This is a genomic window from Geobacillus sp. JS12 (assembly GCF_001592395.1).
GTDB lineage: Bacteria > Bacillota > Bacilli > Bacillales > Anoxybacillaceae > Geobacillus > Geobacillus zalihae.
The window spans coordinates 3,591,364-3,607,275 of sequence record NZ_CP014749.1; the positions used below are offsets into that span (position 1 = coordinate 3,591,364).

A 15,912-nucleotide genomic window follows, 5' to 3' on the forward strand; every position below is an offset into this window, starting at 1 on the left:
GAATAAAATGGTTTGCATCTTTGCCAATTGCCTGATAAAATGAAAAAAGTCAGTCATCATTGTGATACGCTTATCTGCTAGGGGAGTCCGAGAGCCGGGCTGAGAAAAGAACGCGATGAAGTTCTTTGACCCTTTGAACCTGATCTGGGTCATGCCAGCGTAGGGAAGCAGGCAGCGGGAACAGATGGACGTGTCTTGTTCATTTGGCCTTTTGCCTTCGATCAGGTTCCGGTGTCGGAACCTGTTTTTATTTTGAATCGGCCGCCATCGCCTATTCTCGTGTTTGCCCCGCTTCAGACGGTGTGGCTTCAGATCTGATCTTTCATAATTTTATGTTGAAAGGGGAAGCCACGCATGGAAAACATTCGCTCGTTTATGTCGTTTCCGGAAAGCCGCAAAGTGTACATCGAAGGGTCGCGTCCGGATGTGCGCGTGCCGATGAGAGAGATCGTGTTGTCGCCGACGAAAACGCCGCAAGGAACGGTGGAAAACGAGCCGGTGCGCGTCTATGACACAACCGGTCCATACACCGATCCTCATTTTGAGCCGGACGTCGAAAAAGGATTGCCGCCTCTTCGCCGCAACTGGATTGTTGAGCGCGGCGATGTGGAGGAAATGGAGCGGTCTTCTGTTGCGATCCAACGTTCGCTTCCGTTTGTGCGCCGTCCATTGAGGGCAAAGCCCGGAAAAACCGTGACACAAATGCATTACGCCAAACGGGGGATTATTACGCCAGAAATGGAGTTTGTCGCGATTCGTGAACAAATCGATCCAGAAATGGTCCGCCAAGAAGTCGCCGCTGGTCGGGCCATTATTCCGGCTAATATTAACCATCCAGAGAGCGAACCGATGATCATCGGCCGTCGTTTCCATGTGAAAATTAATGCCAATATCGGCAACTCGGCTGTTTCTTCATCGATTGAAGACGAAGTGGAAAAATTGCTTTGGGCGGTGCGTTGGGGCGCCGATACGGTCATGGATTTGTCGACCGGCAAGCACATTCATGAGACGCGCGAGTACATCATCCGCAATTCGCCGGTCCCCGTGGGAACGGTGCCGATTTATCAGGCGCTCGAAAAGGTAGGAGGGGTGCCGGAGAAGTTAACGTGGGACGTGTATCGTGAGACGTTGATGGAGCAGGCGGAGCAAGGAGTCGACTACATGACGATCCACGCCGGTGTGCGGCTTCATTACATTCCGCTCACCGCCAACCGGACGACCGGAATTGTCTCGCGCGGCGGCTCGATCATCGCCCAATGGTGTTTGGCCCATCATGAAGAAAACTTTTTGTATACGCATTTTGAAGAAATCTGCGAGATTTTGAAACAATACGATGTCGCGATCTCCCTTGGCGACGGCTTGCGTCCCGGCTCCATCGCCGATGCGAACGATGAGGCGCAGTTTGCGGAACTCAAGACGCTCGGCGAGCTGACGAAAATCGCCTGGAAGCATGATGTGCAGGTGATGATCGAAGGGCCCGGACATATTCCAATGCATAAAATTCGCGAAAATGTCGAGCAGGAACAGGACATTTGCCATGGAGCGCCGTTTTATACGTTAGGGCCGCTTGTCACCGACATCGCGCCCGGGTATGACCATATTACGTCAGCGATTGGCGCCGCCATCATTGGCGCTTATGGAACGGCGATGCTTTGTTACGTAACGCCGAAAGAGCATTTAGGGTTGCCGAATAAAGAGGACGTACGCGCCGGGGTCGTGGCCTATAAAATCGCCGCCCATGCGGCTGATCTGGCAAAAGGGCATCCAGCCGCTCAGCAGCGTGACGATGCGCTCTCGAAAGCGCGCTTTGAATTTCGTTGGAACGATCAGTTCAATTTATCCCTCGATCCGGAACGGGCCCGCGAATACCATGATGAAACATTGCCGGCTGAGGCGGCGAAAACAGCTCATTTTTGTTCGATGTGCGGGCCGAAATTTTGTTCCATGAACATTTCACATGAACTGCAACGGAAAATCAAAGAGGAGGGGATGAAAGAAAAAGCGCAACAATTTATTCGGCAAGGGTCATCGCTGTATCAATGACAAGAAGCGGGCTGCGATGCTCGGCATGGTGGAGAGGATATGGAAGTTCGATCAACGGAAAAAGCATGAGCTGGAAAACGCTCGGTGCTGATCGAAGCAGCGGAGGGGGGCGAACGTTCATCGCCCCTCTTGTTTGTTCTGCAAATTGGTGTGGTTCTTTATTATTTTTAAAATATATAATTTTCAAAAAATATATTTACAAATCGTTTCAGATGGATTATGATAATGGCATAAGGTGCAAATTTTGAATCATAGAATGATCATGCGGGGAAAACTGCGCAGTCTATCGCGACGCCTTCGCCGGCGCTTCGCTTCCATAGACAGCGGCCAGTTGCGTCATCGAACCGTGGATGATGCCGGCCGCTTCTTTTTATGGCGAAAGGGCCGGGTTTCAGAAGGTTGATCGCGTTTTTCTAGCAGCTTAGTGAAAAATTAACCACTTCTCCTGCATCGACCGCTTTTCGAGAAAAAAGATTTTGATGATGTCTTGATGTGAGAAAGCCATTGGTATTATAGGCTGCTTCTTGAACGTGAGACGGGCATGAGGGGGATGGGCGTGCGCATAAACTGAAACGAAGGGCCATGAGGAGGGATGGGATTGAACACATTTTCCGATATTGTGCAGACGATGCCGCCATATTTGTTCTCCCGATTTCAAAAGAAAAAAGAAGAACTGCTAAAGCTCGGGGTTGATGTCATTGATTTAGGGATCGGCGCCCCCGATTTGCCGCCCCCTTCCTTTGTCATCGAAGCGTTGAAAGAAGCGCTCGATGCGCCAGAACACTATACGTATTCGCCGTATGGCGGCTGCAGGGAGTATCGGGAAGCGGTCGCGCGTTTTTATGAACGGGAATATGGCGTCAAGCTCGATCCGGAGACCGAGGTGTTGGCGTTAATCGGCTCGAAAGAAGGAATCGTCCATTTGCTGCAAGCCGTTCTCAATCCCGGCGAGCTCGCCTTAGTGCCTGATCCAGGCTATCCTGTCTACCGGACGGCCGTCCATTTTGCCCGCGGCCAGAGCCGATCGCTGCCGCTCGATGCGCAACATGGTTATATTCCTCGGTTTGATGCGCTTCCCTCGTCCGTTTATGACCAAGCGAAAATCATGTTTCTCAATTATCCGAGCAATCCGACGGCCGCCGCTGTCGATTTGGATGTATTGGCCGAAGCCGTTTCACTTGCCCGTTGCCACCGGATGTTCATTGCTCATGATGCGGCCTACTCGTTCGTGACGTTTGCCGGTTTTCAAGCGCCGAGCATTTTGCAGGTGGACGGGGCAAAGGAAGTGGCGGTGGAATTTGGATCGTTGTCCAAAAGCTATAACATGGCCGGCTGCCGCATCGGATACGTGGTCGGAAACCGGGACATGATTCGAGCGCTTTCGGTGATCAAGAGCAACACGGATACGTGCCAGTTTATTCCGATCCAGAAGGCGGCGGTGGCCGCTTTGATGAACGGACAGACGTTTATTCGAGAAAATAGCCGCATTTATGAACAACGCATGAATAGGATGGTCGAGAAACTCCGAGAACTGGGCATCGACGTGCAGCGGCCGAAAGCGACCTTTTTCTTGTGGATCCCGGTCTATGACGGATACTCATCCGAACGATTTGCCGCCAAACTGCTCGAAGAAGCGGGAGTCATCGTCACACCGGGAACAGCGTTTGGACCCGCAGGGGAAGGATATGTCCGCGTATCGCTGTCAGCGTCGATGGAGCGTCTAGAGCAAGCCGTTGAACGATGGAAGCAAGTGAATTGGGAGGAATCGGCGCCATGAAGCGAACGATGCGTCACATCACGGTGGCTCAAGCCATCGTCGAATGTTTCAAACAGGAACAAATCCGTTATGTGTTTGGTGTGCCGGGGGAAAGTTATTTGCCCCTCCTTGATGCCATCTATGATGAGCCATCCATCGAGTTCATCTCCGCCCGCCATGAAGGGGGTGCTTCCTTTATGGCGGAAGGGTATGCGAAAGCGTCGCAAAAGTGCGGCGTCGTGCTGGCTACAAGGGCGGTCGGCGGAGCGAATTTGGCGATTGGCGTCCATACCGCGAGGCAAGATTCCACTCCGATGGTCGTGTTTTTGGGGCAAGTGAACAGCCGCTTCCTAGGGCGTGAAGGATTTCAGGAAGTCGATATGGAAGCGTTTTTTCGTCCGATCGCCAAATGGGCGGTCGAAATTCGCGAAGCCGAGCGGGTGCCAGAGCTGGTGCAACGGGCGTTTCGCACCGCGAAAACAGGGCGGCCCGGCCCCGTCGTCGTTTCACTGCCAGAAGATGTCTTTTCCAAAACGATAGCGGAAGCAGTGATAGCCGAGACCGATGTGCCGAAGCCGGCACCAAGGCAAGAAGATATACAGCACATTGAAGAGATTCTGAAGCGCGCCAAACGGCCGCTCGTGATTGCTGGCGGCGGCGTCAAATGGTCGGGAGCGGAGCAGTTGCTGCGCTTATGGGCGGAAAAGTATGCACTTCCGGTCATGGCGGCGTTCCGGCGGCATGACGTGTTTCCCCACAACCATCCATGCTATGTCGGACACCTAGGTCTAGGGTCGCCCAAAGCGGTCATCGAAACGGCCGAGCAGGCGGATGTGGTGATGGCATTGGGAACGCGGCTATCGGAAGTAACGACACAAGATTACCGTTTGCTCTCTCCCAATCAGACGCTGATTCACATCGATATTGACAGCGATGGATTCGGAAAAGTGTATGCACCGGATCTCGCGGTTTGGGCTGACTGTCAGGAAGTGCTGTCCCGTTTGCTCGATATCGCGGTGCGGCCGTCTTGGCAAGAATGGGCGGCTGAACGGAGGAAACGGTACGAACAAACGGCCAGGCTGCCGGTGGAACATCGCAATCTCTATGAAGTTGTGATGGCGAGCTTGGCGCGCCATTTGTCAAAAAATGCGGTCATTACGAACGATGCCGGGAATTTCGCCGGTTGGCTCCATGCTTTTTTCCCGTTTGGGGATGGGCACACGTACATCGGCCCGACGTCAGGAGCGATGGGATATGGCATGCCGGCCGCCATTGGCGCGAAACTGGCCTTTCCCGACCGGACCGTCGTTTCTTTATCCGGGGATGGCGGCTTTATGATGACGGTGCAGGAGTTGGAAACGGCCGCTCGATACGATATTCCGATCATCAGCATTGTGTTTAACAATCATATGTACGGCACCATCCGCATGCATCAAGAATTGCAGTTTCCGGGGCGGGTCATCGGCACCGATTTAGGCCGCGTGTCGTTTGCCCGTTTGGCAGAATGCCTAAACGGCCGCGGGTTCCAAGTACAGACGGAACAACAGTTCACGGAAGCGCTTCTGTTGGCGCTTGAGGCCAAGAAGCCGACGGTGATTGAGGTGTTGACCGATCCGGACCACATTTCGGTGGCCGCTACGATCCAGGACTTGCGGGCCAAGAGGAAGTCCTGACGATCATCGCTCGGCGTTCAATGTATAAATTATCTCAATAAATCATCTAGAAAAATGGGGGGAGTATACAGTGAAAATCCAAAACTATATCAATGGAGAATGGAAGGAGCCAAGCACCGGGCAATTTGCGCCGGTGATCAATCCGGCGACGGGGGAAACGATTGCCGAGGTGGCGATGTCCGGGCCAAACGATATTGACGAGGCCGTTCAAGCAGCCAAAGAAGCGCAAAGACAGTGGGCCCTCGTGCCGGCTCCGAAACGCGCGGAAATCTTGTATAAAGTTGGGATGCTGCTAAAGGAGCGGAAAGAACAGTTGGCCCGGCTGTTGACGATGGAAATGGGCAAAGTGATTGAGGAAGCGCGCGGCGAAGTGCAGGAAGGCATTGATATGGCGTTTTACATGGCGGGAGAAGGACGGCGGTTGTTCGGCGATACGACGCCGTCTGAACTGAAAGACAAATTTGCCATGAGCGTCCGCACGCCGGTTGGAGTGGTCGGCATTATCACGCCATGGAATTTTCCCATTGCCATCGCCACTTGGAAGTCGTTTCCGGCCATTGTTGCCGGCAATGCGGTCGTATGGAAGCCAGCGCCCGAGACACCGATCATGGCGCAGGAATTAGCTCGCATTTTTGAAGAAGCGGGCTTGCCGCCGGGAGTGTTTCATGTGGTCCACGGTGACGGGCCGACAGTCGGCAATGCGCTCGTCGAGCATCCGGATGTCAAGGTCATCTCATTTACCGGATCGAATGAAGTCGGGCGGATGATTGCGGAAAAATGCGGACGGCTGTTGAAAAAAGTGTCGCTCGAAATGGGTGGGAAAAATGCGGTGATCGTCATGGATGATGCCGATTTGACATTGGCGGTTGACGGCATCATCTGGAGTGCGTTCGGTACATCAGGCCAGCGGTGCACGGCGTGCAGCCGGGTCATCGTCCATGAGCGGGTGAAACAGGAGCTTGAGCGGCGTCTGCTGGAAGCTGTGAAAACATTGAAAATCGGCAACGGGTTGGATGAAACGGTCAAAGTCGGACCCGTCATCCATGAAGAGGCGCTGCAAAAGATCGACCGCTACGTGCGCATTGGTGTAGAAGAAGGGGCGAAATTGCTGATTGGCGGTCATCGACTGCGCGAGGGCGACTATGCGCGCGGCTTTTATTACGCGCCGACGATTTTCACCGATGTCACGCCGAATATGCGCATCGCCCGCGAAGAAATTTTCGGCCCGGTCGTGTCGATCATTTCCGTCCGCAGTTTGGAAGAAGCGATCGCCGTCAACAACAGCGTCGATTATGGGCTGTCAAGCGCCATTTTCACACGCGATGTCAACCATGTATTCCGAGCGATGCGCGATTTGGACACCGGCATCGTGTATGTCAACGCCGGCACAACGGGAGCGGAAATTCATTTGCCGTTTGGCGGCACGAAAGGGACGGGCAACGGCCACCGCGACTCCGGCGTCGCTGCGCTTGACGTATTCACCGAATGGCGGAGCATTTATGTCGATTTCAGCGGCAAGCTGCAACGGGCGCAAATCGATACCGATGATTGAACCGGGCTGTCGCTTGCAACATCGCCGGCAAAAGAGAAGTGAAGATCAACGTGGAACCTATATCGTGAATCGAAGCAGCGGCCGCGGCAAAGATGTGAAAAAAGCGGCTGTCATGTAAGCGTATGGCAAAGAATCGGTGACAGAGGGGGAAAGAACGATGAAAGTGCTCGTGCTTGGAGCGGGGCTGATGGGCAAAGAAGCAGCGCGCGATTTAGTGCAAAGCCAAGATGTTGAGGCGGTGACGTTGGCGGATGTCGATTTGGCCAAGGCGGAGCAGACGGTGCAGCAGCTTCATTCCAAAAAGCTTGCCGCTGTGCGGGTGGATGCCAGCGACAAGCGGCAGCTGTCGGCTTTCATGAAAGGGCACGATGTGGTTGTCAACGCCTTGTTTTACCAGTTTAACGAAACGGTGGCGAAAACGGCTATTGCAGCTGGCGTCCATTCTGTCGATTTAGGCGGCCATATCGGCCATATTACCGATCGGGTGCTTGAGCTGCATGAACAAGCCCAAGCCGCTGGGGTGACCATCATCCCCGACCTTGGCGTCGCACCCGGAATGATCAACATTTTATCCGGTTATGGGGCGAGTCAACTCGATGAGGTGGAATCCATCTTGCTGTATGTCGGCGGCATTCCTGTCCGCCCCGAGCCGCCGCTCGAGTACAACCATGTGTTTTCGCTCGAGGGGCTGCTTGACCATTACACCGATCCGGCCTTGATCATCCGCAACGGCCAAAAGCAGGAAGTGCCGTCCCTTTCGGAAGTCGAGCCGATTTATTTCGACCGGTTCGGGCCGCTTGAAGCGTTTCACACCTCAGGAGGGACGTCGACGCTCTCGCGCTCGTTTCCAAACTTGAAGCGGCTCGAGTACAAAACGATTCGTTACCGCGGCCATGCGGAAAAATGCAAGCTGCTTGTCGATTTGAATTTGACGCGCCACGATGTGGAAGTGGAGATCGATGGATGCAAAGTCAAACCGCGCGATGTGCTGCTTTCCGTCCTGAAGCCGCTGCTTGATTTGAAAGGGAAAGATGATGTGGTGTTGCTTCGGGTCATCGTCGGCGGCCGAAAAGGCGGGAAGGAAACGGTATTGGAATACGAGACCGTCACGTTTAATGACCGCGAAAACAAGGTAACGGCGATGGCGCGCACGACGGCCTACACGATTTCTGCTGTCGCTCAGCTCATCGGCCGCGGGGTGATCACAAAGCGCGGCGTCTATCCGCCGGAGCAAATCGTTCCGGGGGATGTGTATATGGACGAGATGAAAAAACGCGGCGTTCTTATCAGCGAGAAGCGGACGGTTCATAGCTGAACAGCGAGCGCTATAAGCAGGAGGATGGAAGCAGTTTCGTGAAAAAGGGCAATGCTTCGCCGCCGCGAACACGATGACAAAATGGCTGCGGCCGGGAAGCGAATTGTGAACAACGCCCGTTCCCGTTTGGAACGGGCGTTTTCTGATTTTAGACGCGAAATGATTGTGATCGCCTGTTTTTTTACGGCTATGCCGTTTTGGGTGCCGAAGTCTTGCGCTTGCGCCAGGAAAGGAACAGAAAGGCGATGAGCGCCAGCGCCATGGCGACCATAAACGGTGCTTTTGAGGAAATGGTGTGGCCGATGATGCCGGACAGCACCGGAGCGATGGCCGCTCCGAGCCAGCGGACGAAGTTGTACGTGCCGGACGTCACTCCCCGCTCATATGGCGATGTTTCCATCACATAGCTTGTAAACAAAGCGTTGTTGAGTCCGGAGACGAGCCCAGACAAAATGATGAGCGTTACCATAAGCCATGTCGGCTTGGCGACTACAAGAAGCAGCAATAAGGCTGCGAACATCAGCAAACCGTATGGCAAAATTTCCCTTGGTTCATATTGTTTCTCAAGCTGATGGGCGAGCACCGCTGAGCCATAAGCAAGGCAGAGCCCCCAGCCGAAGAAAACGAGGCCGATTTGGATGGCCGACAGTCCAATGATCAAAGGCGAATACGCCAATACGACGAAAAAGCCGTAATAGTAAAGCATGCCGCCGACCGCCCCTTTTAAAAATGGCGGGAACGAAAGCAACCGCCGCATTTCTTGCAGGCCGACCGCTTTTTTCGGCTTTCCTTTGTTCGGATCATAGACGAAAAAGGTGACGAGTAAAAAGGCAATGAAAATCAAGACGCTCGTGCCGATAAACGGATAGCGCCATGAATGTTGGCCGAGCAGTCCGCCGACGAGCGGACCGCCGGCCATGCCGAGGCCGATCGCCGCTTCATACAGGCCGACCGCGGTGCTTGCCTGCGGCGTCAACGCGATCAACAACGTCATGGCTGTGGCGAAAAACGTCGCATTGCCCAATCCCCAGCCGGCGCGAAAGAGCGACAGCTGCGGGATAGTAGAAGCAAAGCCGCACAACAACGAAAAAATCGTAACGAGGCCAAGCCCTGCCACCATCATTTGTTTATCGCCGACACGGCTGACAACAAGACCGACCGGGATCATCATGACCGCCATCGTCAAAATGTAGGCGGTAAACAACATTTCCACTTGCCAATGGGTGGCGCCGATGCTTTCGGCGATGACCGGCAAAATCGGGTCGACGATCCCGATGCCCATAAACGCTAAAAAGGCGGCGGCGACGGTAATCCATCGCGCCCTTGTTTTTCTCCCTTCCTCCACTATTCTTCTCTCCTTTCTTGCAAGAGGGCGTCTACCCGCTCTGCCATTTGTTCCAGCTCTTGCTTCAGCATGGCCATCTTCTTCATTTTCTCTTCCAGCATGGCGATTTGCCGACGCAATCCAGCGCTGATTTGTTCCAGTTCACGCCGTTTTTCGCTCCCAGCGGCCGCATGTCGATATTCCGCCCGATGCGTCTCCGTCGTTTCTTTCAGCGCCAAAAAATGCTGCAGCTCCTGCAGCGAAAAGCCGAGCACTTCGCGCGCGGCAACGATGTTTTTCAGCCGTTCGATGTCCTCAGCTGTATAAAGGCGTGTGCCGCCTTCGCTGCGCGCCGGCGGCTTGATCAAGCCAATCTCCTCATAATAGCGAATCGTCCGTTTTGTTAGGCCGGTTGCTTTGGCGACGTCATCGATTTTGAATCGCTCCATTCGGGGCCCCTCGCTTTCCCGTGATCACAGTGAACGATCTGTTTTACAAACATAACATTAACGTTAACGTTATATTTTTGTCAATAGCTATTTAGAAGGCCGGTGAAAAACCGCTGTTTTCCTTGATCGATGGGTGAACGTGTGAAAATAGGGGCTGATGCTACAAGGATTTTCTACTTGAGAAGCGATTCCGGGAAGCTGTTGCCCTAGTAAATCACCGGCCTTTTCGATGAGATGTATACCGCATCAAAAAAGAATATCCCGATTGGGTGCGGGATATCCATTGCTCGTCAAGGATCTGTTGGTTTTGCTTTTTTGGCTTCGAGCACTTCTTTGACCGCCGCTTCGATTTCTTGATAGCTTGTGCAGCGGCAAATATTCGACTCCAGCCATTCTTGAATCGTCGCCTCATCGGCGTTTGGATGCCGCTCGATGAGCGCGTGGGCGTTCATAATGAACCCAGGAGTGCAATAGCCGCACTGAAAGGCGAAGTGGCGGACGAAGGCGTGCTGAATGGGGGCATCATCAAGCCCTTCAATCGAGGTGATCTCTTTGCCGACCGTTTCGATAGCCAGCATCATGCATGATTTGATCGGCGTGCCGTCGACTAAGACGGTGCAGGCGCCGCAGTCGCCGTTCAAACAGCCTGGCTTGGCCCCGGTCAGCCCCAGCCCATCACGCAAAACAAACAGCAGCGTTTCGGCTTGGCGAGCGACGATCGATCTTCGTTCTCCATTAACGTGCAGCACAAGCTCCCGCTTTGTCGTTTCCTCCATGTCCGCATGCTCACCTCCTGTTTAGACGGTTTCTCCGTCTCCGAGCTCACGAAGCATATCTTCAAGCAGCTGGGCGGCCACGAACAGCCGGTAGTCTGCCGAGCCTTCAATATCATGCAAAATGGGGCGCGGAAACGCGCTGATCGCTGCCTGAATCCGTTCGGCTGCGGGGCGGTTCCGGTCGTTAAGATGCGCCTCGACTTCCGCAGAACGAAACGGAAACGGGCAGACGCCGCTGAAGGCGGCGCGAATGGTTTCGCCGTTTTTTAGCGCTGCGATCGTGACGAGCGGGTAGCCGACTTCCCCTTGCTTGCGGCGCTTGCGATGGAAATGGGGCAGGGCGGCGGCGGTTCGGTCGACTTTGAGCTGGACGACAAATTCGCCGCGGCCAAGCTGCAACTGTTGATGAAACAAGTCAAGGAAGCGGCATTGCCTGATGCCGTATGGTCCGGCGATGATGACATCCGCCTCGGCGACGAATAGCGGCAGTGCGGTCTCACGGTAAAAAATTTGCCCGCAAATGTTGCCGCCGAGCGTAATTTGGTTGCGCGCTGTCCGGTCGGCGACTTCTCGCGCCGCTTTTGTCAATAACGGGAACGGATTTGCTTCTTCGAGCTCGGCGAGGGAGAGCGCCGCTCCAAGCACGAGAGGATCGGCGCTCGCCTCAAGCGCCCGGCACTCAGGGATCGATTTTATGTCAATGACGGCCGCGGTGCGGACAAGGTTCAAACGAGACAACGTGATGATCTCCGTGCCGCCGCCGTAGTAGAGCGGTCGTTTTCCGTCCCGCTCGAGCGCCGCAAACAGCGCTGTCGCTTCGGCGATCGACTGCGGCCGGTAGTAGGCAAAGTCAAACGGAACCATAGGAGTCCCCTTTCTGTTTCCGCCAAATGAGTTCAGGCACAAGCGGCAGTTCGTTAAGCGGCACGCCGGCAGCGAGCGACAAGGCGTTTGCCAAGGCGGCGGGCATGGCGATCAGGCCATGTTCGCCGATGCCGCGAGCGCCGTATGGGGCATCGATTTGCGGCGTTTCGACAAACTCAACGATGTATTCCGGATGTTCGCCAAAGCGGATCGGCCGGTATGTGCGCAGCTGCGGGTTTAATACGCGCTGTTCGTGGTCAAAGAGAAACCCTTCGCGGCTCGCAAAGCTGATCCCCATGCTCATCGCCCCCATCGCCTGGCCGAGCGCTGCCTTTGGGTTGAGCACTTTGCCGGCATCAATGACCGCATACGCTTTGACAATGCGATACGTGTAGTCGCGGCGGTTGAACTCCACTTCGACTCCTTCCGCGCAGACGCCCCATTCCGGCCCCGGCTTGCCGGCGCCGGTCTCCGGATCAAGCGGGGTCAAGCGGCGCAAAATGTAGTGGCCGCGCCCGATCACTTGCCCGCCGATGGCGTTGCCGTTCGGAAACTTGTAGCCATAGGCGATGTCTTTGATCGGAAGAAAGATGGCCGGGTCATCGCGCAAAAAGACGCGTCCGAACCCGACTTCCAAATCGTCCGGTGAGGTCCGCAAGACGCAGGCGGCGATGTCTTTTAACTGACGGATGGCGTCATCGGCAGCGGCAAGCGCCGCGCGTCCGGCCATAAATGTTCCGCGGCTGGCGACCGTTTTCCAATGTTCGGGCGTCGTTTGTGTATCGATATCCATTTTGACATGGACACGATCGACATCCATCTTCAGCCGTTCGGCGACGATTTGCGCGAGCACCGTTTTCGTGCCCGTTCCGATTTCGACGACGCCGGAGATGACGTTGACGCTGCCGTCGGAGTTGAACGTTAAGATGACGCCCGAGCTCGCGTCGGTGTCGATCGTCGATGTTTTCCAGCCGGCGCTGATTCCTTTTGCTCTTACCGTATAGGCGTCCAATTCCACGCGCTGCCATTCGTCCCAGCGCATCAGCTCGCGCAATCGGTCGAGGCAGGCTGGCATGTTGCCGACGTTGCTTTTGGTGAGCCGCACTTGCGTGGGCGTCGTGTGGCCTGGGCGGATGGCGTTTTTGCGCCGCACTTCCCATGGGTCAAGCTGCAGTTCCTGCGCCAGCTCATCGATGGCCCGCTCGATGGCAAAGGCCTGTTCACAATGGCCAAAACTGCGAAACGGCGTCGCGTACGGGCGATTCGTATAGACGCACAATGAATCACAAAAAACGTTTTCGACATGATACGGGCCGGTGCAATCGACGGCTGCGGCGCGGCTGACATCGATCGCCTTGTCGGAATAAGCCCCGCCGTCAAATAGAAATAAGATTTCCATGGCCTTGAACAAGCCATCTTTTGTTGCGCCGATTTTGACGGTTGCCTCCAAACCGATATGGACGGGCGAAGTGACCATGTCATGCTCACGGCTGTTCCAGACGCTCACTTTTCGGCCGCCGACCGCTTTGGAGGCAAGGTAGGCGAGCAGCTCAAGCTGAACGGGCGCTTTTCCTCCGTAGGCGCCGCCGACAAGAGGCGTATGAACGATGACTTTGCCGGTTTCTTCGCCAAAATACGTATGAAGCAACTTCTTGATCATAAACGGTGACTGGGAGGAGGCGGAAATACGGATCGTGCCGTCTGGCCAAATTTCTGCCGTGGCGCAGCGTGTTTCCATCGCGATATGATCGGAAGGGGCGAACGATACGCTCGTTTCGACGATGACGTCGCTTTCCGCAAACCCTTGTTCAATGTTGCCTTTTCGGATTTTCGTCCGGTGGGCGACGTTTGTCCCCGGCTCAGGATGAGTCGTTCTGTTTTTTTCATAACGGTCGAGGTGTTCATGCAATAATGGAGCGCCCTTTTTCAACGCCTCGCGCGGCGAGCCGACGGCTGGAAGAGGTTCGTAAACGACGCGGACGAGGCGGGCCGCTTGTTCGGCTTGCATGAGCGTATCGGCGACGACGACGGCGACGACTTCGCCATAGTAGCGCACTTTGTCGACGGCGATCGGCGGACGATCGCGCATGTCTTCACCGGTGAGCGGAAGCCCTTCACCGGTCACAACAGCATGGACGCCGGGGGCGGCGAGCGCGCGGCGTGCATCCAGCGAGAGGATGCGCGCATGGGCGTATGGGCTTGTCACCAGAGCAGCATGAAGCATCCCCTGTTCTTTGAAATCGTTCGTATATTTCGCCCGGCCGGTCACTTTATCCCACGCTTCTTTGCGGATAATGCTTTTACCGACGGCCACGGTAGCGTCCCTCCTTTTCTCCTCGATCCATGATGGCACGCTTATAATCATCTTTCGTGTCAATGTCGACGCCGATCGTTTCATCGCCTTCATACAAGAGACCGCCCCAACGCGGATGGTGAAACAGTGTGCGCCCGCCCGCATCGCCCCTTAGAGAAAGCAAGGCAGGAAACATTTGTTTCCCAAAAATGACTGGGGGCATCGGCGTGCCGAAGCGGGTGAAGGCGACGTAATCAGGACGGTGGCGGCGATAAAGGCCGGCCAGCACCTCAATCGTTTCAGACGTGACAAACGGCTGATCGGCGAGCAGCACAGCGGCGGCGTCGGCCCCGCTAGCGATTGCTTCTTGCAGGCCGCAGGCAAGTGAATGCGCTTGACCGCCATGATGGGCTGCGCAACGGACGAAGCGGCACTTTTCATGATTCCGAAGTTCAGCCGGAAGCCACGCGAGCGCATCGTCTGGAGGGACGACGACGATGACGGGCGCAAGGCAAGAATGAAGTGCAGCCTGAAGGCCGGCAGCGCCCAGCGTGCTTTCCCCCAGGGCAAAGCGCGTTTATCCGTTCCCATCCGCCGGCTTTCTCCAGCCGCCAAATAAATGCCAGCGATGGTTGGGCGACTCATCATACTCTCTCCGTTGACCGCCTGCGAAGGACGCTGATCAATTCGGCAGTGATGCTGACGGCGATCTCATACGGACCGCGTGCGCCGATGGAAAGCCCTGCCGGCGAACGGACAAATGGAGGCGTCGAGCCGGAAGGAAAGAGGCGGTCCGTGCGCCGCCGCGGACCGAGCACACCGAGATAAGCGAGTGGCATGTCGGCTAACAAGGAAACGAGTTCGCGGTCGCGTTCAAACTGGTGGGTCATGATGACAACAAAGTCGCGCTCGTTTAGGCGAAGCCGCGGAACGGTTTCATGGGGAAAGCCCATGACGAAGGCATCGGCGTCCGGCACGTGGGATGGATGGCAAAACGCTGGGCGCCAATCGCTTACGGTGACGGAAAACCCGGCGGCTTTGGCCGCTGAGACGAGCGGCGGGGCGTCTGATCCGGCTCCGAATACGACAAGGCGCGGTTTTGGCCAAAAGTGCTGGACGTAAAACGTTTCCCCGTCCGCTTCGTACAAACCGCTTCGCCCTTGATAAAACGGCGTTTTGTGAAGCCATTCGCGCCATTCCCGATGCGGCGTCCGACGGCAACCGCCGAATTGTTCGCCTGTTTCGCTTTGGAAAAACGGCGGTTCGTTGCGGTTTGAGAGGCTGCGTGCCATGAGAACATGCTCGCCGTGTTCAAGGCAGCGTTTGAGCGCCAGCCAGAGCGGTTTTGTTCCATCCGTCACCGGCTCAAACCAAACACGGATGAGGCCGTTGCAGCCGGCGCCCTGCCCCCACGACCAATCGTCCTCGGTCCGCAAGTCAAACGAAACAGCGGTTGCCTGGCGGTTCCCCAATACCTCACGCGCGTAGGCCGCCACCGCTTCTTCGAGGCATCCGCCGCTCAGCAGCCCGACTGTTTCTCCGTTGGCGCCAATCCACATGCATGTTCCTTCTTTTTGATAAGCCGAGCCTTCCACACTGATGATGATGGCTAACACGCCGTCGCCTGGTGCGCCGGCGATCGCTTCGAGCACAGCATAGTAGCTTTCCATGCTCATCCTCCTTCCGCATGGCGCCAAAGGCGGCTAAGTTGTTGAAAGCGCGGCGGGACGATCCATAAAATTTCGTAATGGCTGTAAGCGGCGACAGCAGGTGGGCCATTAGGTCGTCCCTCTTTCGAAAAAGAGCTCTGCTATCATTATATTTCTGTAACAAATGACCATGACTGAAAAAGGAAAGAAGCCAGCCG

Annotated in this window: 11 protein-coding genes, 1 pseudogene and 1 riboswitch; of the genes and pseudogenes, 5 read left to right on the forward strand and 7 right to left on the reverse strand. The window is 55.5% G+C overall.

From position 1 onward, the window contains the following. Positions 1–69: 69 nt before the first annotated feature. A riboswitch (TPP riboswitch) is annotated at positions 70–183 on the forward strand. A gap of 171 nt (positions 184–354) precedes the next feature. The 5 genes from thiC to A0V43_RS17680 all read left to right on the forward strand — a co-directional run bounded on the left by thiC (position 355) and on the right by A0V43_RS17680 (position 8,339). Then, positions 355–2,043 carry a phosphomethylpyrimidine synthase ThiC gene (gene thiC / locus A0V43_RS17660; protein WP_063193695.1) on the forward strand — a complete coding sequence of 563 codons (1,689 nt, stop codon included), beginning with the start codon at positions 355–357 and terminating at the stop codon, positions 2,041–2,043. Positions 2,044–2,641: 598 nt separating this feature from the next. Then, on the forward strand, positions 2,642–3,820 hold the full coding sequence (locus A0V43_RS17665) for an aminotransferase class I/II-fold pyridoxal phosphate-dependent enzyme (protein WP_128578065.1): 1,179 nt from the start codon (positions 2,642–2,644) through the stop codon (positions 3,818–3,820). Further along, positions 3,817–5,472, forward strand: a complete 1,656-nt coding sequence (locus tag A0V43_RS17670) for a thiamine pyrophosphate-binding protein (RefSeq protein WP_063193697.1) — start codon at positions 3,817–3,819, stop codon at positions 5,470–5,472. The genes A0V43_RS17665 and A0V43_RS17670 overlap by 4 nt, the downstream gene beginning before the upstream one ends. A gap of 70 nt (positions 5,473–5,542) precedes the next feature. Further along, positions 5,543–7,024 (forward strand): aldehyde dehydrogenase family protein, encoded by a 1,482-nt coding sequence (locus A0V43_RS17675; RefSeq protein ID WP_063193698.1) that lies wholly within the window; start codon positions 5,543–5,545, stop codon positions 7,022–7,024. 157 nt (positions 7,025–7,181) lie between these two features. Continuing rightward, positions 7,182–8,339 (forward strand): saccharopine dehydrogenase family protein, encoded by a 1,158-nt coding sequence (locus A0V43_RS17680; protein ID WP_063193699.1) that lies wholly within the window; start codon positions 7,182–7,184, stop codon positions 8,337–8,339. 187 nt (positions 8,340–8,526) lie between these two features. Here A0V43_RS17680 and A0V43_RS17685 read toward each other — a convergent pair whose 3' ends face one another. The 7 genes and pseudogenes from A0V43_RS17685 to A0V43_RS17715 form a co-directional block, all read right to left on the reverse strand. Beyond that, entirely contained in the window at positions 8,527–9,621 is a 1,095-nt protein-coding gene (locus A0V43_RS17685; RefSeq protein ID WP_236931041.1) for an MFS transporter, read from the reverse strand. A 62-nt stretch (positions 9,622–9,683) separates the two neighbouring features. Next, positions 9,684–10,112: a MerR family transcriptional regulator gene (locus A0V43_RS17690; protein WP_063193701.1), complete on the reverse strand. Its 429-nt coding sequence runs from the start codon at positions 10,110–10,112 to the stop codon at positions 9,684–9,686. Positions 10,113–10,402: 290 nt separating this feature from the next. Then, positions 10,403–10,888 carry a (2Fe-2S)-binding protein gene (locus A0V43_RS17695; protein WP_015373902.1) on the reverse strand — a complete coding sequence of 162 codons (486 nt, stop codon included), beginning with the start codon at positions 10,886–10,888 and terminating at the stop codon, positions 10,403–10,405. 21 nt (positions 10,889–10,909) lie between these two features. Then, positions 10,910–11,752, reverse strand: coding sequence for an FAD binding domain-containing protein (locus A0V43_RS17700; RefSeq protein ID WP_063193702.1), 843 nt, complete (start codon positions 11,750–11,752; stop codon positions 10,910–10,912). Continuing rightward, positions 11,739–14,066: a xanthine dehydrogenase family protein molybdopterin-binding subunit gene (locus A0V43_RS17705; RefSeq protein WP_063193703.1), complete on the reverse strand. Its 2,328-nt coding sequence runs from the start codon at positions 14,064–14,066 to the stop codon at positions 11,739–11,741. The genes A0V43_RS17700 and A0V43_RS17705 overlap by 14 nt, the downstream gene beginning before the upstream one ends. Continuing rightward, a pseudogene (gene pucB / locus A0V43_RS17710) lies at positions 14,053–14,690 on the reverse strand (xanthine dehydrogenase accessory protein PucB). The gene A0V43_RS17705 and the pseudogene pucB overlap by 14 nt, the downstream one beginning before the upstream one ends. Further along, positions 14,690–15,715, reverse strand: a complete 1,026-nt coding sequence (locus tag A0V43_RS17715) for an XdhC family protein (RefSeq protein ID WP_063193704.1) — start codon at positions 15,713–15,715, stop codon at positions 14,690–14,692. The pseudogene pucB and the gene A0V43_RS17715 overlap by 1 nt, the downstream one beginning before the upstream one ends. Between the last annotated feature and the right edge of the window lie 197 nt (positions 15,716–15,912).